Here is a 25906-nt window from a genome sequence, read left to right as displayed (position 1 = left end):
GATTAAACAGCAACGGTTTTAACCTGGCTCGAAATTAAATTAACCGCATCTTCAATAGTTAGAATACTATCCGCTTGATCATCAGAAATTTCAATATTGAACTTGTCTTCAAAAGCTAAAACGATATCAATCAACCGTGCAGAATTAATTTGCAAATCCTCAAGAAAACGAGAAGCGTAGGTGGCTTGGGCCACGGCATCAGGGGCTTTACTGTAAGGGGTTATAATCGTTTTGATTTTATTAAATATCTTGACTTTATCCATATCTTAATCTCCTCGTTAATTTATTATTGCCAGCGTTTTAAAATCAAAAAGCATTGACATCACCAAAGCCAAAGCTGCCTTTGGCTAAAATATCGATTTTTTTTCTTGGGTTCGCTGAACAATTCGATCTTGAAATACTTCTCATTCAGGATGAATATCTTCACAATTTAAAGAACCGTGGATAAACCTTTATTGAGCTGCAACACCGATGCGACAGCTTCTAAGTCGCCAGCAGCACCTAGCGAATGCCCAATTAACGACTTTGTTGAATTAATCCACGGTAATTCGTTAAGTTCACACCCTAACGCATTAGCCCAATTTTTAAGTTCCATTTTATTAGCCATCGTGCCCGTTAAATGGCCATTCATAGCATCAATTTCTGAAGGAGAAGGTAGAGGTTATATACAACGCCGATTGAATACAGCATCGCCGATTGAATACAGCGCTGAACTCCAAGGGGATTAGGCGCCGTCATAGAAGCGCCTTACCGTTGACCGCCACAATTCACGCTGGCGCTTAAAATCTCGGTATAAATTCGAGCCCCGCGCTGCTCAGCACTTTCCAATGTTTCTAACATCAGTAATGCAGCGCCGGCTGATGGCACAAACCGCTGGCCGATGCGCTCATGAGACGAGAAGCTTTTTCTGACGCTCCGTTAAAACCTTTGGCCAACACACGCATGGCATCAAAACCTCGCCATATGTGGGGCGAAGTGCCTTCGACGCCGCCCGCGAGAAAACGGCAAGCTCTGCCGTTTTTTAAGGCATAAAAAGCACTGGCGATGGCTTCGGTTCCCGAACTGCAGGCACTTGATACCTCGGAAAGTTAGCCGCCCCGAAACCCAGCAATCCACTGGCTTTTGCACTGGAATCGCTTGCCATAATTTGCTCCACCATCGTGCTTCCTAACCGCCTCACCCGTCCGGCATCGACCCCGGGGACTAATTACCCTACCGATGGTATCCATACCGCCCAATTCCGGTTCCAATAATTGCACCCATCGTCCAATCAATGTGATCTTGATCATCGTTTTGGGAATATTCAAAGCCCGCATCACACCAGCAATCTACAGGAGCAACAGACACGTACATCACGCCGCTGTTCATACCAAGGTACTGTTCTTCACTAAAATAGCGAGAAGCTATGGTTTCAATCCCTTAAGAAGTGCCGGCCACTTGGGATAAAAAATTTAATTGTTGAAAGAACGAATGATAGCGGATACCAGAGGTGCCTTGCCGTAAAGCAGTAAAGCACTTTCAAAATGTTCTACAGAATTAGTGTTAGGCGCAATGATGCCTAACCTCGTAATCACAACACGATGATTCATAAGTTCTTCACTCCGATGCCACCAAGCTCAGCAATACCGACTAGCGTCCCATCTGCCTTATGGGTTTTGGCGTGGCTTTTTAATTTTTTTCGTCGCCATAAGGTTTCCTTTGCGCGGATAGTTATCATATCAGTCGGTTTGATTGGCGAGAAAAATTCAACATTTTCATCTGTAAATAAAGGCACTAAATTCATCACTTCGTTTCTCGCTATTTCTTTGGACAAGAGATACAAGCGGGATGCCACTAAATCCACTTGCGTCATTGATTCTAACAAAATTACTCCAAGCGTTAATGGGTTGCCAGGGAAATGCCCTTGGTAAAAAAATTCTGTCGGTTTAAAAGTATAAATACCTTCGATACAGTTTTCATCGACGGAAAGGATTTTATTGATAAACCAAAAAGGAGGCTTTTGTGGTATAGCCTCAACGAGTTCAGTCGCGCTATAGGGCTGTAAATTTAGGGCTGTAAATTTTCTGTAGGTGCTCTCATGGATTAAATCGTTCCCTCCATGCAGGTTAACCGCCGTCACACCGCCAATAGCATGTTGGGATTTCAATGGATAGTCGTTATAACGAATATTTAAAAACGAAGCCTCTTTAGCTTGATTAATTTGATATACGTGCTCACCATCGGCGAATACACTGCCATCGCCCAACACCATGGAAACTTCTTGTTGTTCCAGATGAGAATAACGTCGGATAGAAATTTCGTAACGGAACATCTTATTGTGCGGTCTAATTTGTCCAAAAAATCGACTTTTTTCACCAAAGCACGCCCCGATCCCACACCACCTCGTAAGGAGATATATAATCCCAATAATTACCAAATCGCATCGATCCCTAAGCAGCCTGGTTTTACGGGATCATGACGAAAATGACATTGGAAAAACCAATCATCTGTGGATATCCGTTTCGGGGATAATTTTGCCACAACTACCCGTGTGCTCCACGGAAAAAATGCGATCGACCATTAGCAGTGGCGGTGCAGGCAGCGCCCGAATACCTTCGGCGTGCAGGTCTTCAATCAGATGCCCTCACGTTAAGCCCGCTCTGACCACTCTCATTAATACTTGATCATTCGATTTAAATGAACCCCATCGTTCGGAAAAAACGCTGGTAGCGCTTGCTGCACCGCAATTGCCAAAGCAGTCTACATTGTAAAGATGTTTTTTGAGCGCAATACCAACTCGGGATGCAGCAGACCGTAACATCATTAAATTCGCTTGATGTCCAATAAAATAAATTTCATTTAAATTAACCGCATTTCGTTTGGATAAATAATTAATTTCGCTTACTGTTGTTTTAATTTCAAAATGCTGCACCCACGATGCTTGTTGTGAAAAATGCCCGCCTGTTGGCGAAGTTACCACCGGCCATTCTTTAGGACTTGAATCAACATGTAAGTCCATTAACCGCCACACGCTTTCATGCCGTTTTGACACAACCGCAGCGGCAGAGCCCCCCATCACCAAATAAAACGGCCGTATTGCGGTCAGTAAAATCAATAATACTGGTAAAGAAACGGGGGGATTAACTACAACGATATATTCCCGCAATATGGATTCGTCAAGGTGATTTAAATAATGCATTTGGCAGGAAGAATACGTTGTGTTTATATCGATGGCTATGCTTTGAATACCCGCTGCTACTGCAATAATGCTGGCGTTGGGGGTAAGGTGTATTGAAGAATACATTCACCGGCTACTACTAATTCTACTTGATATGTTTCAATTCCTACATGGCTTAAAGCGTGATGAACGGCTCGCGCTGCGCCATCGGCATAGGAGGTTTCTATCTGCTGAAAGGCGGGGGTGGTATTTTTATTGTAGGTTTCTCTAATGTAATTGAGCGGTAATGCAGTTTAACATCCATTCATTGCTGGTGTTGATATTGAGGGGTTCTAAAAAAGGAATTATCAACCATGTTGTCAGGGTGATAATGGCCAAGACCCTGTAAATATAACATGTTTTTCCTGTTTTATTATGAAAACACCCTCTTCCGCAAGCGAGAGAGGGGGACCGGACCGGTTATTCTGTTCCAAGAAAAGGAGGACAGGGGGTTATACAATTCCTCTTTGTCGCAACAAAGCTTCCACTTTCGGCTCTCGTCCTCGAAAAGCTTTAAATAAATTTAAAGGATCTTCTGAACCACCCGATTCTAAAATACACGCTGAGAATTGTCGCGCGCTATCTTGATCGAATATTCCGTTTTCTTCAAAGAGAGAAAAAGCATCGGCTGCCATTACCTCTGCCCATTTGTAGCTATAATAACCCGCCGCGTAGTCGCCTGCAAAAATATGTGAAAAGCTATGCTGAAAGCGATTAAAATCAGGAACGGGAATTACGCAAACAGTTTTTCGCACTTCATTAAGAGTCTCTTGAATCTGATTTTTTTGCGTCGCATCAAATTCCATATGTAATCGCATATCGAATAAGCCAAATTCCAACTGGCGCATCATTTGCAATCCCGCATGAAAATTTTTAGTTTCGTGCAAGCGTTGGAACAGCTTGTGCGGCATGGTTTCGTCCGTTTGATAGTGTTTGGCTATCATAAATAACGGCTCTTTTTGCCATGCCCAATTTTCCAAAAATTGACTGGCTAACTCTACGGCATCCCACGGAACACCATGAATTCCAGAAATTTCCGCGTAGTCAATTTTAGTCAACATATGCTGAAGAGCATGTCCAAATTCGTGAAACAAAGTGACAACATCGTCATGACTGAATAAAGCAGGTTGATTCGCAGTCGGAGGATTTAAATTACAAACCACAAAGGCGATGGGCAATTGTATTTTTCCATCGGATAAACAGCGCCTCGGACGGTGATCATCCATCCACGCGCCGCCACGTTTGTTTTCACGGGCATAAAGATCAAAGTAAAAATAGGCACGTAATTGGTCTTTATTATCATAAACAGCATAACAATACGTGCCCGAATGCCAAACGTCAACGGGACTTACGGGCCTAATGGTTATTTGGAAAAGCCGATTTACGATCTTAAACAGCCCTTGAATGACTTGTGGCTCTGGAAAATAAGGACGTAGGTCTTCTTGAGAAATAGAAAAATAATGCTGGCGGTATTTTTCGGCCGCGTAAGCCATATCCCAGGCTTCTAACTTTTCAATATTTAATTCTTTTTTTGAAAATTCGCTAAGCTCTTGGAATTCTTGTTTCGCTTTTGGCAAGGTTGCCTCTACGAGTTGATTTATGAAGGCAATCACTTGTTGCGGTGATTTTACCATTTTGGTCGCTAATGAATATTCAGCAAAATTAGTGAACCCTAAAAGGTTCGCCAGTTTTAAACGAGCATCCAGTATTTGCTCCATTAACGCGGTGTTGTCCCATTTCTTAGCGTTAGGACTTTGGTCGGAAGCGCGAGTGACAAATGCCGTATACATTTCTTCGCGTAATAAACGCGAATCAGCATGCGTTATGACGGCTAAATAAGAGGGAATTTCTAATGTAAATAACCATCCCTCTAAACCACGCTGTTCTGCTGTTTCACGAGCTGCGATAAGTGCATGATTAGGAATACCGCGTAATTTATTTTCATCCAAAATCTGCTTATCCCAACCTTTGGTTGCGTCTAATAAATTTTCTTCAAATTGATTTTGCAATTGTGATAGCGTTTTCGTTAGGTCCGCGTATTGTTCCTTTTTTTCGGATGATAATGTCACGCCGGTTAATTTAAAATCGCGTAGATCATTATCAATTACTTTTCGTTGTGGGTTGTTGAGCTTTTGATACTCCATACCATCAGCGATTGATTGAATAGCTTGATAGAGTCCTTGATGATGACTGAGCTTAGTAGAATAATCCGTTAGTTTAGGTAGACAGGCATGATAAATTTCGCGTAATCTCGGATTATTCACAACCGCGTTCAGGTGACTAATGGGCGCCCAATAACGATGCAGTCGATCATTAATGTCTTCTAAGGGTTGCATGAATGCCTCCCAGGTATAATCTCCTGATTTGACGAGCTGGTTGATTTCATCATAATTATCAGCTAATAACTGCTCTAAAGAAGACTCAATGTCGCTTTCGACGATAGAGCTAAATTTAGGCAAGTCACTTGTAAGGTCTGTTTTTGTCATCGCGACATTATAGCGGGTAAACTTTCATGTTAGAAGTAGCCTACATGAAAGCGAAGCAAAATATGGGAACAATGGAAAAATCCCTGTATTTCGCTTCGCTTCATACGGACTACTTTCTACTTTCGCGAGGAGTGCTTTCGGTGCGAATACAACGAATTTATTATCCAGACCAATTATCCGTAGGCTCAACCGTAACTTTAGATTCACGCAATTATCATTATTTGTTAAATGTATTACGTTTTAGAGAAGGAGATGAAATCATTTTATTTAACGGCGATGGAAATAATTATGCTGGGAGAATAACGCGAATACAAAAAAACAGCTTGAAATAACCATTGATTCAAAAGAAGCGGGCCAAACTAAGTCGCCTTTGTTTATTGAATTGGGCCAAGGAATATCCCGCAGTGAAAAAATGGATTACGCTATTCAAAAAGCGAATGGAACTCGGCGTCAATCGCATTGTACCGTTAATAACTGAGCGAACTAGTACAAAACCTAAAATGCAAAAGTTAGCACATTGGCAAGGCGTTATAATTAGCGGCTGTGAACAATCCGGCCGCTGTTGCATCCCTGAATTAATACAAGCTCAACTTTTAAACGATTGGCTATCCCAAAAACGCGAAGGACTTTCATTAGTATGTCATCCGAATGCCAAAAAATCCCTGGCTAATTTTAAAATTGCTTCACAACGCATCACTCTTTTAATCGGTCCTAAAGGCGGTTTAAGCAACGATGAGGTTCAACGGGCTATACTCCAATCGGGTTTTCAAGTTCTTTTTCTTGGTCCTCGTATTTTACGCACAGAAACCGCAACCGTTACGGCCTTAAGTTTGATACAAGTTTATTTTGGAGACCTACAAAGATTGTGACAACCACATATAAAATATTTTCGTAAATGGTTTGAACAATTAATGGATTTTCATATTGAAGGTATTCAGAAATACCGTCCGTGATACTAAATCGAATGAAATCGTTTTTTAATAAAGCGCTTTCTTTAGTTAGCTTCAGCTTTGAATAATCGATTTTACGACCGACAGAGTAGAGTATTGACGAAAGGAAAATGATCGTTCTTAATGACGTTATAGAATGAAAAATCTGTCATTTCAAATGACAAAAGAAGTTAATATTGTTTTACGGCTTGAATTAATTCGCTAATGGCCGGCTGTGCGTTGCCGTAAAGCATACGGGTGTGGTCCATGTAAAAAAGACTGTTTTCAACGCCGGAAAAACCGCGTCCTTGACCGCGCTTAATAACGATCATGTTTTTCGCACGCTCTACGTGCAAAACAGGCAGGCCATAAAGAGGGCTATCTTTTGATTGACTCGCTATCGGATTGACGATCTCATTAGCGCCAATGACCATCGCGACATCCATTGCGGCGAATTCTTCATTAATTTCATCCATCGTAAAAACGAAGTCATATGGCACGCCTGCCTCCGCCAATAAAACGTTCATATGGCCTGGCATACGAGCAGCAACGGGATGGATTGCAAATTTAACTTGAATCTGTCGTCCCATTAATAATTTGGCAAGTTCCCAAATTTTGTTTTACGCTTGTGCGACTGCCATTCCGTGACCCGGAACGATAATAATTTTTTGTGCATACGAGCATGACGCCGGCATCCGTAGCATTGATGGGTTTTAATGCTCCTTCAATTCCTTGAGTAGTAACAGGTCCATCATGGTGAGGAGTAAATAAAATGGCTCACCGATTGATTAATTGCTTTCGCCATATAATAAAGTTAATAACGTTCCGGAAGCGCCCACGATAATACCGGCGACCATCATAAGCTGATTCATCAATACAAAACCTTCAAAAGCCACAGCCAATCCTGTCATGGCGTTAAATAATGAAATGACTACGGGCATGTTTGCACCACCAATAGGAAGTGTTATGAAAATGCCATATAAAAATAAAAGGCCGAAATAAATTGCCAATAACGCTTGCTGTTCAGAATAAAAAAGGAGAACACCTAATAAACCGAGGATTATCAATCCGAAAATAGCCATGCTGATATTGTGCAAAGGTAATGTGATGGTTTTTCGAATAATGCCTTGTAATTTTGCAAAAGCGATTAAGCTGCCACTAAAGGAAATCATTCCAATCAAACCACCAATCAGCGCTAATGTTAAATTCAATAAATGGTGGCTCGAACTTAGCGTTTCACTCGAGGCGATAGCAGCCGCAGCACCGCCACCCATGCCGTTATAAAGCGCAATCATTTGCGGCATAGCTGTCATCGCTACTCTTTTACCAGAAACCAAGGCCAATATGGTGCCGATCACCATTGCACTTATTATTAAAATAAAATTGGTAAGGTCTAAATTATTTTTAATTAATAAAAAGGTAACTAACACAGCCAACAACATGCCAATGCCAGCACATATAATGCCGGGACGTGCCGTTTGCGGATGGCTCATTTTTTTAATCCTAATAAAAATAAAATCGCGGCGAGGAAATAGCTTAAATGAATGAAACCGATCACGAATTTTTATCCTTATCTTGACTGGTTTTAAACATCGCGAGCATTCGCAAAGTCACTACGTAACCACCCGCGGCATTGATAGTTGCAATCAAAACGGCAATAAAACCGATAACGCGTATTAACGGGGTTTGTGCAGAGGCTAATACAATCATTGCTCCAATCAACACAATGCCGTGAATAAAATTTGTTCCCGACATTAATGGCGTGTATAAAATGCTGGGAACACGGCCAATAATCTCATACCCCGCAAACGCAGTGAGCATAACAATGTAAAGTGCAGCTATTAATTCAAACATAATTTATCCTTTTTTAACCCGTCATTCTCCTTTATCCGTCATTCCCACCTTCGCGGAAAGGACATTGGAATTGGTTTTCGTCGCATAACGGGTAGTACCTTTAGCAATCGTGGTTTTATTTAAAATTTCATCCTGCCAATCAATCGCTATTTCATTCTTCTCATTCAACAACAATCCCAAAAAATGAATAAGGTTGCTACCGAAAAGCTGGCTAGCATCGCGAGCTAAACCGCTAGGCAAGTTGGTGGGCCCGATAATTTTCACGCCTTGATAATCTACAGACTTACTGGCTTCAGTCAGCTCGCAATTTCCTCCCATCGGAGCTGCCACATCGACAATGACTGAACCGCTTTGCATTTGGGCGACGGCAGCTTTAGAGATAATTAGCGGTGCTTTTTTCCAGGAACAGCAGCGGTAGTAATAATGACTTGAGCGCTTACGATGTGCTTTCTTAATTCGATTTGTTGTTGCTGTCGTTCTTCGGGGGTCAACTCTCTGACGTATCCACCGCTACCGCTGCCGCTAATCGATAATTTCACCATTTGTACGCCCAGCGCGACTCGACTTGTTCTTTCGCTTCCGGACGAACATCATACGCGGAAACGATGGCGCCCAAGCGTTTCGCCGTTGCAATCGCTTGCAAACCGGCGACACCTGCTCCAATGACCAGCACTTTAATAGGGCGAATCTTACTCGCTGCCGTGGTTAACATCGGAAAATAGTCACCTACCGTATTAGCAGCCACGAGAAGCGCTTTGTAACCCACGATAGACGCTTGCGAAGATAAAACATCCATGGTTTGAATGGCTTGAGCACGGGTGATTCGCGGCAATAATTCTAAAGCAAACGCAGTTATATTTGTTTTTCAAACGCCGTGATTCTTTTTTCATCCGCATACGGAGCCAACAAATCAATTGCCAAGGCATCCCGCGGCATTTTTTAATATCGGTAATGCTTGGCGGCGTTACGCGAAAAATGATCACCGCATCACAATAACATTCCGTTAAATTTTCGCAATGAAACATTACCGTAAGCCGAATCAGAAAAACCAACCCCTTCGCCATCGCTGGCTTGCAATCGTATTTCGATGTCTCGTTGTATTAATCGTGGTACCAAGGTTGGCATAATCGCTACGCGTTTTTCTTCTTCATTCCATTCACGAGTTACGGCAATAGTGATTGCCATTGCGATCCTCTCCTGGTTAAAATTCGTATCATACTGTTTAGTTTGCTCGAGGTCGAGGATTGAATTAATGGCTCATGGAGGAAGAATGTCTAACCAAACGTTAAAACGCAATTTTGCTTTTATCGATCTTTTTGGACTGCCACCCAAACTACGCCATACCGGTCAAATTGAAATCCGTGGCCCTTACTTGTGAAGCTTTCACCGTTCAGCAGTTTGAAGCGCTATTGGAAACGTGGGTTACTACATTGACGAGCTTAAATTCACGGGAGGCACACAAGCTTTATTGGATACAAAAACCGTCAAAGCCTCCACTGATCTGGCTCATAAATATAATGTCTATGTTAACACGGACGGTTTTATTGAACGAGTCGTTATTCAAAACCCCAACAATATCGATCGATATTTAGAAGAAACGAAAACGTTAGGATTTGATGTCGTGGAAGTTTCAAGCGGTATGTTTGAGCGCGCCGGGAATTTTAGTCTTGATTTTCACATCGATGATTGAATCAGAAGGAATCAGCGAAGGAATTGCTGACCCAAAGGACTGGTGGAAGGATGTGATTTCTACGTTAGTCGAAAAATTTGGACACGAAAAACTAATGTTTGAAGTGTCTCCAGAAGACGATGAAACGCGGTAAACTTTTAAATGATACCTCAAAGAGGTGAGCCGTGATATTAATCTCATGATGAACTCCAAAAATATTGTTGAATTTAATGCGTGGCGATTAAAACTTTGGGCTGATAAAAGTATTTGGAAACAGGAACGGGAGGAGGAGTGAACAGTAACTCTAATTTTGACTCTTACAGTTTTGTCGTCCCTGCGCAGGCGCCTAGAGCTCAACTTAAGGGGGCGAGGTAAAGAGGGAATATCAAGTAGTTGAAAAAATGTCTGTCGTTTCCGTGCGTAGGCTGCCTACCGACAGACAAAGAATCGAGGGCTTTCACGGCCGAAGCCACGGGAGTCCTGGCTAAAAGGCTAAGAAAAACACCGATGGTGCTTTTCTTAGCCTTTTAGCCAGGATCCTCCCGACTCGGCCGTGAAGGTTTTGTATGCTTCAATTAATACAGCAGATACCCCCGCGGGAGGACGACGGGTTTTTAAGTTTTTATTGAGAAGAGTTACTATCTCGGTGGGGACAGGTGAGGGGCTTTTTTTTGCAAAGATAGCGGTTTGATCAAAGTTGATTGGGCTTTCGGTACCCTGACAACCCACGGTTTTAATTTCTGGAGGGAAGGAGGTAGGCGATGCAAAGCGATGGTGGCTGGCTGGTGAGTGGAGTAATGACCTGATAAAACTTTGTACCAGCCGTTTTGGTGAATAATATGGAGATCATCCAAATAATGTTTTTTTTGAATGCAGCAGCTTCGGCTAGCGTACGCGAGGCAAATAATTGAATTGCATAATGGGGGCGTACGGTTTCGACGAGAGAAGTCCTGTGGAGGGAGGAGATGTGATGCTTTAATTAGAGACCGATGGAACTGAGGCGCGGACTACACTCTCTTAGAAGAACGGAAGTGCTTAACTGTGTGTGAAATGGTTGAAGGCGTGAATACCTTCACATTCACCGGCTTTTCAACATCAAATCGTATCGCTTTTCCTAGCCAGGTATTTGTTTGCGCTAAATCATGGGGGCATAAGGTTCCCGCTTGTTGTTTTAAAGTAATGATGTTGATGATGTAACTGTATCGATCCGTTGCCCATTGTTGCTGAGCTTGATACAAAGAAGTCACCGAACCCAATACGTCTACCATAGTTCGGGTTCCCACTACGTAGCCTGCCTGCGTAGCTTCCAGTTTGTTTTGCGCAGAAATGATTGCTTGACGGTCCGCTCTGATTTTACTAATCCCCGAATCAACCCCTAAATAAGCTTGGCGCGTTTGTCGTAGCACATCGCGATGAGTGAAATCAAGTTGGTCGCTGGCCGATAAATAATTATATTCTTCCTGTCGAGTAGAATGGGTCACAAAACCGCCTTGAAAAACCGGAAAATTTAAAGCAAGCCCAGCCGTGGCTGTTGTCATGGTCGTATCTGAAAGGGTGCCCACTAGAGGAGTACCCGTAAAACTTGGGGCGAGGCCCCTTTCTTGAACACCATAAGAAAAAGTCCCTATCAGGGTAGGATAACGCTGGGCTGCCGTCTGTTTAACGGTCTCGCGCTGGGCTAGCATGGTATACAATGCGGATTGAATAGCAAAACTTTGTCGCTCTGCAACGGCCGTCCAGGCATTGATGTTTCGAGGATGGGGTATCACTAGCGGAATCGATTTTTTCAGGCTAGCCAACGAGCGGTATTCCTGACCTGTAATCGCCCGTAGGTTTTCAAGCTGGTTATCTAAATTATTTCGATCTTGAATTTCCTGTGCTATCGCTTGGTCATAGCTCGCTTGAGCGTCGTAAACGCTGGTAATTGCAATTAAGCCAACTTTAAATTTCTCTTGTGCTGTCACCAATTGATGATAAAACGATTCCTTTTGTGCCAAAGTGAATTGCAATTGGTCGTAGGCATCTAAAACATCAAAGTAGGCCTTAGCCGTTCGAAACATTAAATCTTGGGTAGCTTCAATGTAAGTTGCCGTAGCCGCTTTCACTGAAAAACTAGCGCTACTTATTGCCTTCCAGGTAGCGTAATTAAAAATTGGTTGAGTGACCGTGACTTGGTAATTATGTTGATTAAAGTAACCACTAACGCTGGATGGTCCCCTTTCAATCCGTTGATAGGTGCGATTCAGGCCGGCTATTATATTTACGAAAGTAAATAGACCCGATCCCGGCCTTCCGGTACCTGACATAGCGATAGGAAGGTTTTGTCTTGCCGACAACCAGTCCGCGTGTGCTTTTTGAAAAGTGGGATCACTCGCGAGGGCTTGATAATAAACTTGAACCAAATCTTCAGCATAAAGGAAGGGGGCAGCTACTAATGAAAAGAGGATAAGAACAAAAACGAGGAATTTTTTTTTCATAAACCAGCCTAATAATTCTTTAACCCTACCGCCTATTTTTCAGATTATCCTATAAATTACGCTTGCTTAGCAAACCTTACCATATAAAATCAAGATATAATCAAATTTTGGTCAATTTCTGTAGGCCAGAAGAATGCCAAGAAAAATAAAAAAGCCGACCCAATGATTATTCCGAAAACCAGCAAAACAATCCTGTGGCTTCCGGTAACGGATTAAAAACTGCTGATAACACATTAACCCTAACGCTACTAACCATCCCAAATAAAACCAATAATTAAACCGCAAATACCAACCTAAGAATCCAAATGTCAGGAGCACGATGCTTTGAAGTAATCCGATCATAAGGCGATCATAACGACCAAACAAAATAGCCGTCGATTTTATGCCTACTTTGATGTCGTCTTCGCGATCAACCATTGCATATTGCGTATCATACACGATAGGCCATAGCACCGCTGTAAAAAATAATAACCAAGCCACGGCTGGAACGTGCCCCACCGTCGCGGCAAACGCCATTGGGATACTCCATGAAAACGCAACGCCTAACCATAATTGAGGTAAATGAGTGAATCGTTTTAAAAATGGGTAAACAAGCATCAATAAAGTGCCAATAACGGAAAGTTCCACGGTCAAACGGTTTAATAACAACACTAATGTGAAGGCAATTAAACTCAAAACGGCAAAGAGAAGCATCGCTTCAGTAACGCTCACCGATCCGCTCGCAAGCGGGCGCATTTGAGTGCGCTGAACATGTTTATCCAGATGACGATCAGCAAAATCATTCACAATACAGCCCGCGGCGCGCATAACCACACTACCGGCAATAAAAATCACGGCTATTTTAAAAGAAGGGGCCCCTTTGGCCGCAATCCAAACAGCCCACAAAGTCGGCCACAATAGCAAAAAAATACCAATCGGCTTATCAAAGCGCATTAACCGTAAATAATGAGGCATTTGTTGGCGAAGATTAATCATTCGACACAGAACTCTCTAAAAATAGCGCGGGGAAAAAATTCGCTCACCAACAAGAGATCTCTTTCGAAATAAAACAAAGAACGTCGAGCCCAAATACAACCTCGATTCGCAATCTCTTTAACATAAAAATAATAAGGGTGATCGGCGGTAATTTGCCTAAACTCCAAATCGCCGCGAGTAAATTTGGCATTTGCAAATAATATATTGCCTAAAGAGCGCTTGCCAATATGGTTAAGTGGGGAGCCCTCTCTTTCCAGGATTTTCTTTGGGATTACTACACGGCCCGCAACCCATAAGGTTTCGAAATATCGCCATTCAATTTCACGGATCAAGGCTAATTCTGGTTGAGAAATATCCAGGAGTTGAGCCTCTTCGTCAGCCGGTGCATCTAAAACTTCGCGAAGCAGATGGTATTGAATTTGTCCATCAGTTGTCTTGCGCAAACGCTGCGTCAGAGAGCTCGGATGTGTCAACCAGCTCCGCTCATTAACTGTCCACAAACTGGAATGGATTTCATTTTGTTGGCCCAAAAAAAGTTGCTTCTTCATGCTCCACGACAGTAGAAGATGTAGAAACGACAGTCAAGTTACTTAGTTACAAAGCACGCCCCAGGCCAGCTAGCGTGTCACAATGACCTGGGCACCGACGTTCAAGAAATTCTTATTCAAGCATTTAGCATCATTATGAAAGAGACGAATGCAACCGTGGCTCGCATGGTAACCGGGCAAAGTTGAGCCATGAAGCACATAACCGCGAAAATAAAACATGCAATACGGGATCGGTGCCCTCCTTCGTTTTCAACAAGGCATTTGTTAGAAACGCATTCGGGGCCTCCTAATCGGACAATTCTAAAGTTCCCTACCACCTGTTGCATTCCCGTCCCATGTCAGGACACCGTTCTTACCATCCCGAAACACAGGCCCCCAATGGACTAATTGCCCTTTCTCATCGTAGGCAGTAAAAGCATGAAGCCCTAAATTGACGACCAACACTTTTTGATGAGTAGGATGGATATTTGGAGGAAAAGGAGACAAATCTAAATATTCCACTTCCGTAAGTTCCGTTGATACGACGATCTAATGGCGGTTGCTGAGCGCCATATTAGTCCTATTCAAGCGTTTGACAATCTCCCGCCCCCGATATTTATTAGGGAATAATTTTGTCCAGGTATTGCCGGCTTCACCGCGATGCAGGCAAATTCAGAGTAAGCGCAAAGATACGCCCCGTAATAACGACTTTCTTCGTAATTGACATCGAGGTGATGGGGGGGTTGTCCGTAAGCCGCAAAAATAGTTACCGCAAGCAGAACAAGCATGGAAATAGATATTAACCATTTGATTTTCCTAAATTTTAGTCCTCATATCATTGTTTTACATCTGCTATTGTTTACCTAATTCAAAGTGTAGTAGGATTGCCTCATACTTACTTCCTTAAGGTTTTTTGGATATACTATATCCACGCATTTTATTGTTAAAAGATGGAAAAAAGGGGGCGGAGTGTTATGTCAATTTTTTCCGAGACAATGAAAAAATCGATTAGTATTTACCGCCAAATGTTGCGAAAATATTTACCGCAAGCGGAACGGACTAAAAAACTGAATCAATTAAAACTGAAAAATCGACACCTTTATGATAGTGAAGTTGAATTGTATCGTCTCGGGTATATGATTGTAACTGATATCAAAGAAAATCTGGATAATACCAATGTCAGTTATTATTCTTATTCAGGTGTTAGGAACTTTGCCAATCATTTCGAAAATTTTTTAGAAAATTACGAAATTGAGAACAGCGATCGAGTTATTCACCAGTCGCAAAAAGTGGCTCGCGCTTTGGTGGAAGCGATTCAATTATTAACCATTCCGCGCAATCAACTAACTGAAAAAATTAAAGAAAAGTTAGTGTGCTGCACCACTCTGATTGCAAGTTTCGGATCAGAAGAACAGCGTGAATTATATAAAGCAACGTTGCAAAATACAATTCACAAACAACAAGAACAAAATGCGGCTTTTTATCGTTTAATCTTGCATAATTTTCAAAAGGAAATGTAGGAAGTGAGTACATAATAACACGAACGGCGATAGGTCATTATGGACACGAATTTTGCTGATCATCCTTTTGTAAAATTTGTAGACCAATTAACCACGCAGCCGGCTGTGCAAATAGCCCTTCATCGGTTACGCTCACCGAATGGAGCTAATATAAACATTATTTTATACGCTATTTGGTGCGGCCACAACCAACGCGGCCGATTTCTTCGGCAAGATTTAAAAAAATTACTTCCGGCTGTCCATTCATGGCACGAATCCGTCTCTTTAGCGCTTCAACGGTCCGCTAATATAATCGATCAAAGTAATTTTAAACCTATCAAGAAATTGAAAATTCCCATTGACGTTGAGTTGAAAATAACAAACCAAATTGAGCAACGCCTCATTGCGGAAACTTTGGTAAAATTTAATTCTTACAAACGAAATCCTGCCCAACAGCTGAGCGACGCCTGTCATAATATTACGGGCTATTGCAATTTTTTACGCTTTCGAATTGATGAGCAAGATCGAAAAGCCATCGACATTTTATTATTACAAGCCGCCTTTCCTAATCTCATTGCCGCTGAAATTGCTGAAGCTTGTGAAAACTCACTCACCCACTCAACAACTCCTCCCGGTTATGCTCAGTTAAAATTGAATGAATTTTAAAGAGATCTCTATCGCGAGTGCTGGGGGTTTTCTTAAATTCTTAAGAAAAAATTAAATTACAAAAATTATATAAAATTATTTAAACCCCTCCTAAAATAAGCGGCTTGTAAAACAAGTCTCAACCAAGGCCTGTTGACAATTCGTTATACTGAATCAGAAACGTCAATAGACCTATGCTCCATAGCAGTCAATCATACCTACATTACTGAAAGACGGATAGCACACCCTTTGCATTACAAGCTTATCGCGAAGTTTTAATAGGGGATAGGGCCTCTGTTTCCAAACGTATTCATTTGCTTACTGAACGACACAGCCACTTCCTTGCCTTGGCAAAGCCATATAAGATAGCGAAAATAAAACAACAACTGCTCGATGAAATTTTATTACTGGAACTTCCGCCAATCAATTACAGCATCCGCATTAAGGAGCGTTACGACAAACAATCGTTAATAACGTTTGCAAAAAATAATGCTTTAGCTAAAGATGCTATTTATTATTCCTATTTTCACAATCGTAAAAAATGGTATGTGCTTCTTTATAACTATTACCACTCCAAAATGGATACCCACGATGCCAACCTTAAACTGTTGAAAAAAAATTAAAACTGAGCACATCGGAATCATCAACTTTTCTTTTATTCAATCCAAAATCAAGTCCAGAAAAAACCCAATAACTACTATTTTCTGAAAGGAAGTGAGTTAAGGTTTCCCCCGCAAGCGGAAATGAAACTACAACACTAACTCAGTGAACAACATAAATTTCTAGGTTATGCTCAATGGAAAGGATTCCGGGAATACGCTTGATTTGACTAATTTTTTGGCTTTTATTCGCTATACTGTTGCTCTCAGACTGTTCTAAAAATCAGCCAGTTCTCCTTCAAGGGTACGTAGAAGACCAATTTATTTACCTCTCCTCCAGCATCTCTGGACTCCTCAAATCGCTACTCGTTTATCGGGGTGATTCGGCGAAAGAAGATCAAACATTGTTTATCCTCGACCCCGAGCCCCAGCAATCAGAATTATAGAAAACAAAAGCGAAGTTGACGCAGGAAAAAGAAAACCTCAAAAATCTCGTGAAGGGTCAACGGCAAACTATTTTAAATCGTATCGTCGCCGAACGCGAACAAACCATTGCCGATATGATTTACGCCCATACCCGTTTTCAACACCTTTACCAAGTCAGAGCCATCTCAAAAGATGAGCTCGATAAAGTGACAGCCGACTATAAACCGAAAAAACAAATTGTCAATCAAACAGAGACGAATCTAGCAGAAGTCAAACTTGGCGAACGCAAACATCTTATTTTGGCACAACAAGCCGTGGTCGATGCAGCTCAGGCCAATGTAGCCAAAAATTGGTCTGGCAATTAGACCAAAAAATTGTCGTGGACCAAAAAGCGAGAACATTTTTGACACCCTAAGGGGGGCGAATATGTCCCTGCTGGCCAACCGGTGACGGCTTGACTCACACCCAATAATATTAAATTGATTTTTTATATTCCCAAACCATTACTCAGTCGATTGAAATTAGGTACCGTCGTTAAATTTAAATGCGATAGTTGCACAATGCAACGCACGAAAGTCGCTTATATTTCTCCTGAAGCTGAATATATGCCACCTATCATATACAGCCAAAAATACAGAGCGAAATTAGTTTACTGGGTGGAATACAGCATTTCCGAAAAAACACCCTAAAATTCCATGCCAGTCAGCCCGTGGATGTTTATCTGCACGAGGAGTCATTGAGTAACTCCCATGCCTGAATCTACTTATGTTATCGATGTAAAAAATCTTAATGAAAGTTTCAATGGAGTTCAGGCTGTCGTTAATGCGTCTTTACAAGTAAAAATGGCGAAATCTACGGTTTTTATGGCCCTAACGGCAGTGGCAAAACCACCACTATTCGGATGTTATGCGGCTTAATTAGTACCCGATTCGGGCTCAGGTCAATGCTTGGGTTATGATGTTATTACTCAATCTTTAGAAATAAAACGGCAATTCGACTACATAACTTAACGTTTTAGTTTATACAAGGATTTAATCGTCGCGGAAAACTTTGATTTTATCGCGTGATTATATGGCATGAAAAATTGCAAGGCATTAATGCAATAAAGTATTGAAAAATTAGGCTTAATAGAAAGAAGTCAACAATTAGCAGGAACTTTATCGGGGAGCTGGAAACAACGGCTTGCTCTCTGCTACATTAATTCATCGGCCCAAATTGCTATTGCTCGACGAACCAACGGCAGGCATTGACCCGAAAGCCCAACGTGAATTTTGGGATCAAATTCATCTTTTAGCTAGGAAGGGAATTACCACCCCTGTTAGTACTCATTATATTGACGAGGCGGAGCGTTGCACTAATCTCGCTTATATCGCCGTACGGGCACATCCTCGCGCAAGGAACCGAACAATCCATCACTGAGGACTCGCGTCTAACGACTTAAAAAGTTTCCGGTAGCCATTTAATTGAATTAACGGAAAAATTAAAAATTGTCCGACGTGGAACTTGTCGCCGCTTTCGGCAACACTGTACACGCCAGTGGTAGAGAAGCTCACCGTTTAGAAAAAAATATTGCGCCATTTCAAACTCCCGCTTATCGTTGGGAAAAAATCTTTCCCGCCTTGGGGGATGTTTTTATCGCACTCGTCGGTAAAAAGGAGCCCGTGGGTGAAATATAACTATTTTTCGTGGCATCGCTGTGTAGCCGTCGCCTTTAAAGAATTCGTACAAATGCGGCACGATCGGTTAACTTTTGCGATGATCATTGGGCTTCCTTTAATTCAATTAATTTTATTCGGCTTTGCTATTAACACGAATCCGAAATACTTACCCATCGCCTTAGTTTCATCTGATCACAGCGATTTCACTCGAACCTTTATTCTAGGCGTGGGAAATACCGAATATTTTCGCATTACCGCTCAAGCTAAATTCTTAAAAGAAGCCGACACCTTGCCAGCCAAAGGCGATGTATTATTCATCATTAATATCCCTCCGGATTTTACACGAAATTTAATCCGCGGTTTGCGTCCTTAGATATTAATTAAAGTGGACGCAAGCGATCCGGTGGCAGCCGTCAATGCACTTGCAGCTATACCAACGTTAGAAATACTATTTTTAACCCTTTATTTAAAGGAAATATCAATGATTTGCGCTCGCAAGCAGAACCCCTCAATATAGTTTTACATAGTAAATACAATCCCGAAAATATCACCCAATATAATATTGTTCTAGGGCTTTGGGGCGTCGTTCTGACCATGACAATGGTACTTAATTACCAGTTTAGCGATGACTCGCGAACGAGAACGGGGAACGGTAGGCCACACCGGTTCGGCGATTTGGAAGTGATGATCGGAAAAATCACCCCGTATATTATCGTCGGTTACCTTCAAGTTTCTATAATCTTAGTGAGGTCACGTTATTTATTTGACGTGCCTATTGAAGAGAGTATTGCTTTATTGCTCATCAGGGCACTACCTTTTATTGCCGCCAATTTATCCGTGAAACTAACTTTTTCAAGCATCGCTAAAAATCAATTGCAAGCCGTGCAGTCAACATTTTTCTTCTTTTTAAGTTCGATTTTACTCTTTGGTTTCATGTTCACCTTTGCTGGGATGCTACAATGGGCTCGATGGTTAGGAGAAGTATTGCCCTTGACGCATTTTTTGCGAATCACCTGGGGAATTTTATTAAAGGGAAATTCATGGTATGAAATCCTTCCTGACTTTTGGCCCATTTTTCTTTTCGCCACTATTGCGTTGCTGATCGGCCTTAAGCGATATTGACAAACGCTGAATTAGGACTCCTGTTTGAGTTTAAAATTACCCATCTAATTATGAGGAATTCACATGAACCCGTTATTACGCCATCGAAAAATTTTAATTTCTACCCTCGTCATCCTTACCGTAAGCTTCACTGCTTATGCTCGTAAACCCGCGCCGCCGCCTCCATTTTCAGTGCTGCAGGTAACGACGCCTCTCACTCACGCTCGTCAAAAAGCCTTAGCGGCAACCTTGAAAAGTCGGGGGGCGTTCAAATGATCCAACAAGGCTTGCGGTTACAGCTTATTCTATCCGTAAACCGCTTTTTCGTGGCACAAACGACAACTGTTAAAGAGAAACACATAGAAACTCTGCGTTTAATCGCTTTGTATTTGCATAATTACAAACGAACGCATATCGTTCATTACCCCATAAAGGTCTACGCTTTCACCGGCACGGTTCATTCGCGTCGTTACCGCGATTATGAAAGCAAACAATACGCCGAAGTCATCGGGTCTTTTTAAGGAATGCTTGCAACCGGCGAGTAATGATTTAAATGAATTGAGTTAAAAATCTCGACCGCAAGCGACCGAGATTTCTTTCTTTAAACTGATGCGATATGTTACGTTAAGAAGTTCAACAGAGAGGCCTCATGTTAGAGGTTGGGTTAGATAAAAAAACTGAAATCCGTTTGGAACGCTTTTCTTTTGTGAGGAGACGGAGCGTACATGGAGCTATTATGCTAAGAAAGCAATTTATCGCTGATTTATTTGCCTTTTTCTACTCACTCCCTCAACGCCATTTGCAACACGTTTCCGGATTGTTTGGTATCTCGTGTTAAATTTTTGGGGTGGCTGTAATAATAAATATTCGCCCTTCCTGAAGCAAAGGCGCGCAAGGTATTAAGCGGCATCACGTAAGCAGAAGCATTGTTTTGTGTTTGCACTTGGATATGATTGGCTCGCAAATATTGCGCCCCCAAAATGGCGTTACCGGCTAAACGGGCATAAAGCGTTTTAGCCACATCCGTTGCCTTGGCTATCTATCGATGAGGTACTGCTATCGAGCCAGCCCAAGCTAATGTAATTCTGATCCTGCTGCAGAATGTGATTCACTTTCATTTTGCCTTTTGATTGAATGTTTCCCCAACCCAAGGAGAGAATCGACAATCTAGAGCTTTGCAATCGGTCAGCTCTCACGTTAGTAGGGCCATTAACCACTAAGCGCCTCAACGTTGGCATTGTTACCGTAACCACGGGTCGTTTTTGAATAGGAGGCATCCAAGGCGCCTGAACATACAGCGTATGATGAATAATGCGAGCTCGCAAAGGTTCCAAATGATAAGAGGTTACCGTTACTTTAATTCGCCTTCCTTTTTTTAAGAACGAGGTTAAAATAGCCTTCCGCATTAACGCAACTCACCGATACGTTTTTGGGTGGATATTCCGACCCACCTGCACCAGCGAGCGACACGAATAAGAAAGGAAGAGTAAGGGCGAATCAATGAAGACGACTCATTAAATATCTCCTAGCCTAAGTGTGCTTTTTTATTGGGGCAAATATGTTTTATTATGGAACATTTGTGCAACATATACCAGGTATTTTGACTAACCCCCGGGAGAAATTTCTCTATACCAAAAAGGCCTCTGTCAAAACAGCCGATAATTGCTGTAAAGCCTGACCAGGGTGGCTAATGGCGTTTTTTTCCTGTGGGTTTAGTTCGGCGGCGCTGCGCTAGTAGGAAGGCACATAAAAAATAGGGTCGTAACCAAACCCATTTTTGCCTCGCGGCTAACACGCAATCTCCCCCTCCCAAACGCCATGCCAGACAAGTGGCGCGGGATCATTTTCGTTTTCCATTAACGCAATAACACAATGAAAAGACGCGCTACGATCCGAGGCATCCGCCGCTTCCAATGCTTCCAGTACTTTTTGAATCCGCTCAGCATCGGTTGTGTTTTTGCCGGCGTATAGCGATAAAAAACACCTGGCGCGGAATTTAAAGCCGCGACCGTTAAACCCGAATCATCCGCCAAAGCCGGAAGCCCCGTTTGTTTTGCTGCATGACGCGCTTTAATAATGGCATTTTCAATAAACGTCGAGCCCATTTCTTCAATATCAGGAACTGAAAACTCCGCTTGAGGAATAAATTTTATTTTCAAATCCCGCAATAATTCTTGTATTTCGGCAAGCTTGTTATGGTTTTGACTGGCTAAAACAATTTCTAGCATCTTAACACTTTACAAGATAAGCTTTGGCCAAACAAGCTATAAAGCAAGCGAAGATTTTGGCGGTGAAGAATAGTAATAAAATAGGGGGTTTTGTTGATTAATCTGGGCACGCCGGATGAACCATCCGTGCCCGCGGTGCGCCGGTATTTGAGGCAGTTTTTATCAGACCCGAAAGTCATCGACGTTCCTTCTCTAGCGCGCTGGATCATCGTTCATTTGTATATTTTACCCTTTCGCCTAAAAGGTTCGGGTAAACTGTACCAAAAAATTTGGATGCCGGAGGGTTCTCCGTTATTGGTTTATAGCGCAATGCTTCGTGAGCGCGTGGAAGAAGCGTTAGGCGATGATTTTTTTGTGGCTCTTGGCATGCCGTTATGGCAAACCCTCGATTGAGACAGCGCTTAAAAATTGCAAGAAGAGCAATGTCACCAGCTAATTGTATTACTATTATTTCCACAATACTCCACTTCAACAACAGAGTCAGCTTTAGAAGAAGTTCGCGCAAAAAATTCATTTAAAGAAATGACGGTAATCGATCGTTTTTGAAGAACCTCATTATATCGACAGCATGACCACTTTAATTCATGAAAATTTAAATGAATTTCAACCGGATTATTTTTTATTTAGTTATCATGGTTTACCCGAACGGTATTTAATAAAAAGCGGCTGTCAATTAGCTATTTGTAATCGCAAAAATAATTGTTTTCCTATTTCTAACTCCAATAAAAATTGCTATCGCACTCAATGTTTTGAAACCTCCCGCTTAATTGCTCAAAAATTAAATTTAACGGATCAACAATGCGGAGTTGCTTTTCAATCGCGTTTAGGTCATGTAAAATAGATTGAACCTTATACGAATAAATATTTAATTGAATTATCCAAAAAGGGAATTAAAAAATTAATGGTGGTTTGCCCTTCTTTTACGGTCAATTGTTTGGAAACATTAGAAGAAATTGGTATTCGCACTCGATCGCAATGGCAGCAATTAGGCGCTGAAACATTAAAAGTAATTCCTTCATTAAATGCCCATCCCCAATGGGTAACCGCTATTGCAAAAATAGCGAAAAAATCACTTTATTTATTTATTTTAAAACATATCTGCACTTACACTTTAAAGAAAATATTAATTTTCATATTTTTTAGGCTTCAAGTTTTACAATAGAAGAAACACCATTGGAGAGGTTGGTCATGAGGTATGGCACCAGACGCGTCAATAAGGGAGGAACGAGACTTAAAACGATATATGATGATACTTTCAGTTGCTTCCCTATTTTAACTGCACATATTAAAAAAACACCTTGAATCGTTAATTTCTGCTGCCAATCACATTTTTAACCGCAATGAACAGCTAAAAAAACATTAGTATGAAACTTTGGTATATATAAAAAGTGCTGGAAGAACGGCCGAAATTCAACATTGATCTTAAGCAAGCGCGAAAGCTGGTTCGTGACTTAATCAATGAGCTTAGGTTCTTCTGGATCAACTGACAATGATAACGACAGTATCGCAATTGTATAAAGGTTTTTTAAACAAACTTTTTGAGGCAATAGAAATCGCCATTCCTGATTATAAGAGAAGCCGAATTCTAGTCATCCAACAAGCCGGTGACATTATCAAATGCGAGTACTATGAACGCGGGACGTCACGTTCCTTAAGGTCAAACTTAGAAAACGCATTGACAGAATATCGATTTGCCGAAACCACTTACGAATCAGCAATGAAAAAAGATTTTCCATTTGCCCATTACCGCGGAAAGCTAGGGCTTTGCAATGTCGCGACCTGTTTTTCCGCAATGTTTGATGCAAATAACAAAACCACTTCTTCCTGCAAAATTTATTATCGGCATTCTTCTTTCCCGCCCATGGATTTATCCGTTATACATGCAAGAACGAAAAGAACTCAAAAACGCAAAGCAATCGTATTTGAAGAAAAAATGACATGGAAGAAGGTGGGAAAGCGATCGTGAATTGGCAGAATCGTGTCTTCAAGACACAACAGTGTCGTGAGGGAATAAAACTAATCACCACCCGTAATATGAAAATGCTGCGCGATTTAATGCAAAAAAATCGAACTGAATTAGAGTTATTGTCTGCTGAACGTCCGCCACTTATCTACACTAATATCAGCTTATTAACAGTTAAGTAATGGACAGATAAAGATTTTCAAGAGGAGCAATATCACGAACTATTTTAGTGGCTGAACGACTATGTAACCAAGGGAACAGAGAGAATGAAGACAAATTTGTTCACATTATGTTTAATTTTGGCGTAACTCTACAAGCAAAATGGCAACGGCGAAAATCATGGTGGCGTCCTTCATTACCAAAAGAACAGGTTTTTAAAAACGATCGCACGTTTTTTAAATTTAATCATTTTGTGATTGAGCGCTTACAGCAGGCAATAGCGTCTAAGAAAACTTTTTCATTCTCTAAAACCCAAATGTTACCTCACTTATGGGAGTTCAATGAAATTGCCTCCTCATGGAATAAGTACGAAAAAACTTTAGACTATTTAGCTAAAGCTTATAATATAGCCTGTAATAACTATGAAAAAGATCCTTCCAAAGAAAATATAGAATACCTTCAGGAATCTGAAGAAAAGCTTTCGCAAAGAAAGAAAAACCTTTGGAAAGTGCTGGACACCCATATCGCCTTCTATCAAAAAGACTTTAAGCAATTAATAGCTAACCGTTCAAATATCTCTAACGACGATTCCGAATTACAAGTAATTCTGAAAGACTGGAAAATGTTTAATAGCCTTTATTTACACGGCGCATGGCATGATGCCAGTTTTTACATTCAAACCGGTATTGACGATCTAACCCGGGTGGTTGCTAGCGAACTCAGTATTAATTGCAAAAGCGCGGATGATCGCACGGCCGGATTTTACCGTTGTTTTGAAGAAACCGAAGAAGATAAAGATGCATCCTCTCCTCATTTGCGCAATGACACGGACGGTGGATCAATGAGCTTCACCGGATAGGCTAAAATTAAAAAAGCCAAAGCCATAGCGAAAACGGAAAAGAAAATAGCCGAGGCATTTTCTACCCATAAACTAAAAAAATCGCTTGTCGCGAAATCTAAAATTTCAACCAGCCATTCACTAATTTCAAGTTCTTCCTTTTGGAAATTAAAGGCACCCGACACTTCCTCATTTTTAACAACAAACCTACCACATTCGTTGAGCGGATAATTTCAAGGATCTTTTCCCGATCAGAACCAGAAAGTAGCCTGTATGAAGCGCAGTGAAATACGGGGATGATAGACGAGATCATTATTTTCCCGTATTCTGCTTTGGTCTATACGTATATGGCCCCAGGGTTGTTGTCAACAATCAGTTTTGACGAAAAGAACGTATATGCGGCTTCACCGAGCCACCGCATGAATTAGCCTCATCAACCTCAGGTTTTACCTTAACGTCCTTAACATCACATTGCCGCGTTTACTAATCCGCGACAAGACCTCCTTATTCTCACTCGCGTGTTGTGGAGGAACTAACCCAATAAACACCAACAACTTGCCAGAAACAGATGAAATTGATGAATGTCCCTCCCCGTTCGCATAAACCGGCAGCGCCGTTAAATCCCCCCGGCTGCGCTGTACCCGTTGACAATCCTCATTGGTTTTTACCACGGCTTT

General features: G+C 41.6%; 14 protein-coding genes and 18 pseudogenes. 16 read left to right on the top strand and 16 right to left on the bottom strand.

The features are described 5' to 3' along the window. Positions 1 to 2: 2 nt before the first annotated feature. From OWO34_RS00195 to OWO34_RS00170, 6 genes and pseudogenes are all read right to left on the bottom strand, one after another. Positions 3 to 263: an acyl carrier protein gene (locus OWO34_RS00195; RefSeq protein WP_267256134.1), complete on the bottom strand. Its 261-nt coding sequence runs from the start codon at positions 261 to 263 to the stop codon at positions 3 to 5. Positions 264 to 286: 23 nt separating this feature from the next. Further along, positions 287 to 1589, bottom strand: a pseudogene (locus OWO34_RS00190) (beta-ketoacyl-[acyl-carrier-protein] synthase family protein). After that, a complete protein-coding gene (locus OWO34_RS00185) occupies positions 1586 to 2083 on the bottom strand; it encodes a 3-hydroxyacyl-ACP dehydratase FabZ family protein (RefSeq protein ID WP_267256139.1) in 498 nt (165 codons plus the stop codon). The pseudogene OWO34_RS00190 and the gene OWO34_RS00185 overlap by 4 nt, the downstream one beginning before the upstream one ends. Positions 2084 to 2104: 21 nt before the next feature. Beyond that, positions 2105 to 2617 (bottom strand): annotated as a pseudogene (gene fabA, locus OWO34_RS00180) (bifunctional 3-hydroxydecanoyl-ACP dehydratase/trans-2-decenoyl-ACP isomerase); the annotation flags it as partial. Between the two features lie 6 nt (positions 2618 to 2623). Next, positions 2624 to 3554 (bottom strand): annotated as a pseudogene (locus tag OWO34_RS00175) (3-oxoacyl-[acyl-carrier-protein] synthase III C-terminal domain-containing protein). Positions 3555 to 3648: 94 nt separating this feature from the next. Further along, entirely contained in the window at positions 3649 to 5682 is a 2034-nt protein-coding gene (locus OWO34_RS00170; protein ID WP_267256133.1) for a M3 family metallopeptidase, read from the bottom strand. A 26-nt stretch (positions 5683 to 5708) separates the two neighbouring features. Between OWO34_RS00170 and OWO34_RS09435 the strand changes: the two genes are divergently transcribed. Together OWO34_RS09435 and OWO34_RS09430 are read left to right on the top strand one after the other, a co-directional pair. Continuing rightward, entirely contained in the window at positions 5709 to 6014 is a 306-nt protein-coding gene (locus OWO34_RS09435; protein ID WP_323808246.1) for an RNA methyltransferase PUA domain-containing protein, read from the top strand. 72 nt (positions 6015 to 6086) lie between these two features. After that, positions 6087 to 6551 (top strand): RsmE family RNA methyltransferase, encoded by a 465-nt coding sequence (locus OWO34_RS09430; RefSeq protein WP_323808245.1) that lies wholly within the window; start codon positions 6087 to 6089, stop codon positions 6549 to 6551. A gap of 251 nt (positions 6552 to 6802) precedes the next feature. Here OWO34_RS09430 and OWO34_RS00160 read toward each other — a convergent pair. The 3 genes and pseudogenes from OWO34_RS00160 to OWO34_RS00150 all read right to left on the bottom strand — a co-directional run bounded on the left by OWO34_RS00160 (position 6803) and on the right by OWO34_RS00150 (position 9747). Continuing rightward, positions 6803 to 8169 (bottom strand): annotated as a pseudogene (locus OWO34_RS00160) (NAD(P)(+) transhydrogenase (Re/Si-specific) subunit beta). Then, entirely contained in the window at positions 8166 to 8465 is a 300-nt protein-coding gene (locus tag OWO34_RS00155) for an NAD(P) transhydrogenase subunit alpha (protein WP_267256132.1), read from the bottom strand. Before OWO34_RS00155 ends, OWO34_RS00160 begins: the two are co-directional and overlap by 4 nt. 21 nt (positions 8466 to 8486) lie before the next feature. Beyond that, a pseudogene (locus tag OWO34_RS00150) lies at positions 8487 to 9747 on the bottom strand (NAD(P) transhydrogenase subunit alpha). Here OWO34_RS00150 and OWO34_RS00145 point away from each other — a divergent pair. Then, positions 9736 to 10429, top strand: a pseudogene (locus OWO34_RS00145) (phosphosulfolactate synthase). The pseudogenes OWO34_RS00150 and OWO34_RS00145 sit on opposite strands and share 12 nt — an antisense overlap. A gap of 343 nt (positions 10430 to 10772) precedes the next feature. Here OWO34_RS00145 and OWO34_RS00140 read toward each other — a convergent pair. From OWO34_RS00140 to OWO34_RS00125, 4 genes and pseudogenes are all read right to left on the bottom strand, one after another. Then, a pseudogene (locus OWO34_RS00140) lies at positions 10773 to 12611 on the bottom strand (TolC family outer membrane protein). Positions 12612 to 12722: 111 nt separating this feature from the next. Then, the gene (gene ubiA, locus OWO34_RS00135) at positions 12723 to 13586 is read right to left on the bottom strand and encodes a 4-hydroxybenzoate octaprenyltransferase (protein WP_267256131.1); all 864 of its coding nucleotides are present in this window, start codon (positions 13584 to 13586) and stop codon (positions 12723 to 12725) included. Beyond that, a pseudogene (locus tag OWO34_RS00130) lies at positions 13579 to 14134 on the bottom strand (chorismate--pyruvate lyase family protein). Before OWO34_RS00130 ends, ubiA begins: the two are co-directional and overlap by 8 nt. A gap of 69 nt (positions 14135 to 14203) precedes the next feature. Further along, positions 14204 to 14901, bottom strand: a pseudogene (locus tag OWO34_RS00125) (L,D-transpeptidase). 162 nt (positions 14902 to 15063) lie between these two features. On the opposite strand from OWO34_RS00125, the gene OWO34_RS00120 reads away from it, so the two are divergent. The 10 genes and pseudogenes from OWO34_RS00120 to OWO34_RS00075 all read left to right on the top strand — a co-directional run. Beyond that, the gene (locus OWO34_RS00120) at positions 15064 to 15633 is read left to right on the top strand and encodes a hypothetical protein (RefSeq protein WP_267256130.1); all 570 of its coding nucleotides are present in this window, start codon (positions 15064 to 15066) and stop codon (positions 15631 to 15633) included. Positions 15634 to 15672: 39 nt separating this feature from the next. Continuing rightward, positions 15673 to 16278 carry a DUF2390 domain-containing protein gene (locus tag OWO34_RS00115; protein WP_267256129.1) on the top strand — a complete coding sequence of 202 codons (606 nt, stop codon included), beginning with the start codon at positions 15673 to 15675 and terminating at the stop codon, positions 16276 to 16278. Positions 16279 to 16646: 368 nt separating this feature from the next. Continuing rightward, positions 16647 to 17018, top strand: a pseudogene (locus tag OWO34_RS00110) (hypothetical protein); the annotation flags it as partial. A 71-nt stretch (positions 17019 to 17089) separates the two neighbouring features. Continuing rightward, a pseudogene (locus OWO34_RS00105) lies at positions 17090 to 18039 on the top strand (HlyD family secretion protein). 93 nt (positions 18040 to 18132) lie between these two features. Further along, complete coding sequence (locus OWO34_RS09425; RefSeq protein WP_323808247.1) at positions 18133 to 18240, top strand: ATP-binding cassette domain-containing protein; 108 nt, start codon at positions 18133 to 18135, stop codon at positions 18238 to 18240. Between the two features lie 224 nt (positions 18241 to 18464). After that, positions 18465 to 18701: an ATP-binding cassette domain-containing protein gene (locus OWO34_RS00095; protein WP_267256128.1), complete on the top strand. Its 237-nt coding sequence runs from the start codon at positions 18465 to 18467 to the stop codon at positions 18699 to 18701. A gap of 77 nt (positions 18702 to 18778) precedes the next feature. Further along, complete coding sequence (locus OWO34_RS00090; protein WP_267256127.1) at positions 18779 to 18958, top strand: hypothetical protein; 180 nt, start codon at positions 18779 to 18781, stop codon at positions 18956 to 18958. Beyond that, the gene (locus OWO34_RS00085) at positions 18948 to 19313 is read left to right on the top strand and encodes an ABC transporter permease (protein ID WP_267256126.1); all 366 of its coding nucleotides are present in this window, start codon (positions 18948 to 18950) and stop codon (positions 19311 to 19313) included. The genes OWO34_RS00090 and OWO34_RS00085 overlap by 11 nt, the downstream gene beginning before the upstream one ends. A gap of 113 nt (positions 19314 to 19426) precedes the next feature. Beyond that, positions 19427 to 20062: an ABC transporter permease gene (locus OWO34_RS00080; RefSeq protein ID WP_267256125.1), complete on the top strand. Its 636-nt coding sequence runs from the start codon at positions 19427 to 19429 to the stop codon at positions 20060 to 20062. Between the two features lie 63 nt (positions 20063 to 20125). Then, positions 20126 to 20559 (top strand): annotated as a pseudogene (locus OWO34_RS00075) (OmpA family protein); the annotation flags it as partial. A gap of 263 nt (positions 20560 to 20822) precedes the next feature. On the opposite strand, the pseudogene OWO34_RS00070 reads toward OWO34_RS00075, so the two are convergent. Both OWO34_RS00070 and rdgB read right to left on the bottom strand, forming a co-directional pair. Further along, positions 20823 to 21511, bottom strand: a pseudogene (locus tag OWO34_RS00070) (GIN domain-containing protein). Between the two features lie 156 nt (positions 21512 to 21667). After that, a pseudogene (rdgB, locus tag OWO34_RS00065) lies at positions 21668 to 22269 on the bottom strand (RdgB/HAM1 family non-canonical purine NTP pyrophosphatase). 126 nt (positions 22270 to 22395) lie between these two features. Here rdgB and OWO34_RS00060 point away from each other — a divergent pair. The 3 pseudogenes from OWO34_RS00060 to OWO34_RS00050 all read left to right on the top strand — a co-directional run bounded on the left by OWO34_RS00060 (position 22396) and on the right by OWO34_RS00050 (position 25460). Further along, a pseudogene (locus OWO34_RS00060) lies at positions 22396 to 22815 on the top strand (ferrochelatase). Positions 22816 to 22837: 22 nt separating this feature from the next. Then, positions 22838 to 23431 (top strand): annotated as a pseudogene (locus tag OWO34_RS00055) (ferrochelatase). Positions 23432 to 23457: 26 nt separating this feature from the next. Next, positions 23458 to 25460: pseudogene (locus OWO34_RS00050) on the top strand (Dot/Icm T4SS effector CirA). 221 nt (positions 25461 to 25681) lie between these two features. Here OWO34_RS00050 and OWO34_RS00045 read toward each other — a convergent pair. Next, positions 25682 to 25906, bottom strand: a pseudogene (locus OWO34_RS00045) (transposase); the annotation flags it as partial.

This window comes from Coxiella endosymbiont of Ornithodoros maritimus (genome assembly GCF_907164965.1).
Taxonomy (GTDB): domain Bacteria; phylum Pseudomonadota; class Gammaproteobacteria; order Coxiellales; family Coxiellaceae; genus Coxiella.
This window is presented reverse-complemented; position numbering and strand designations above follow the sequence as displayed.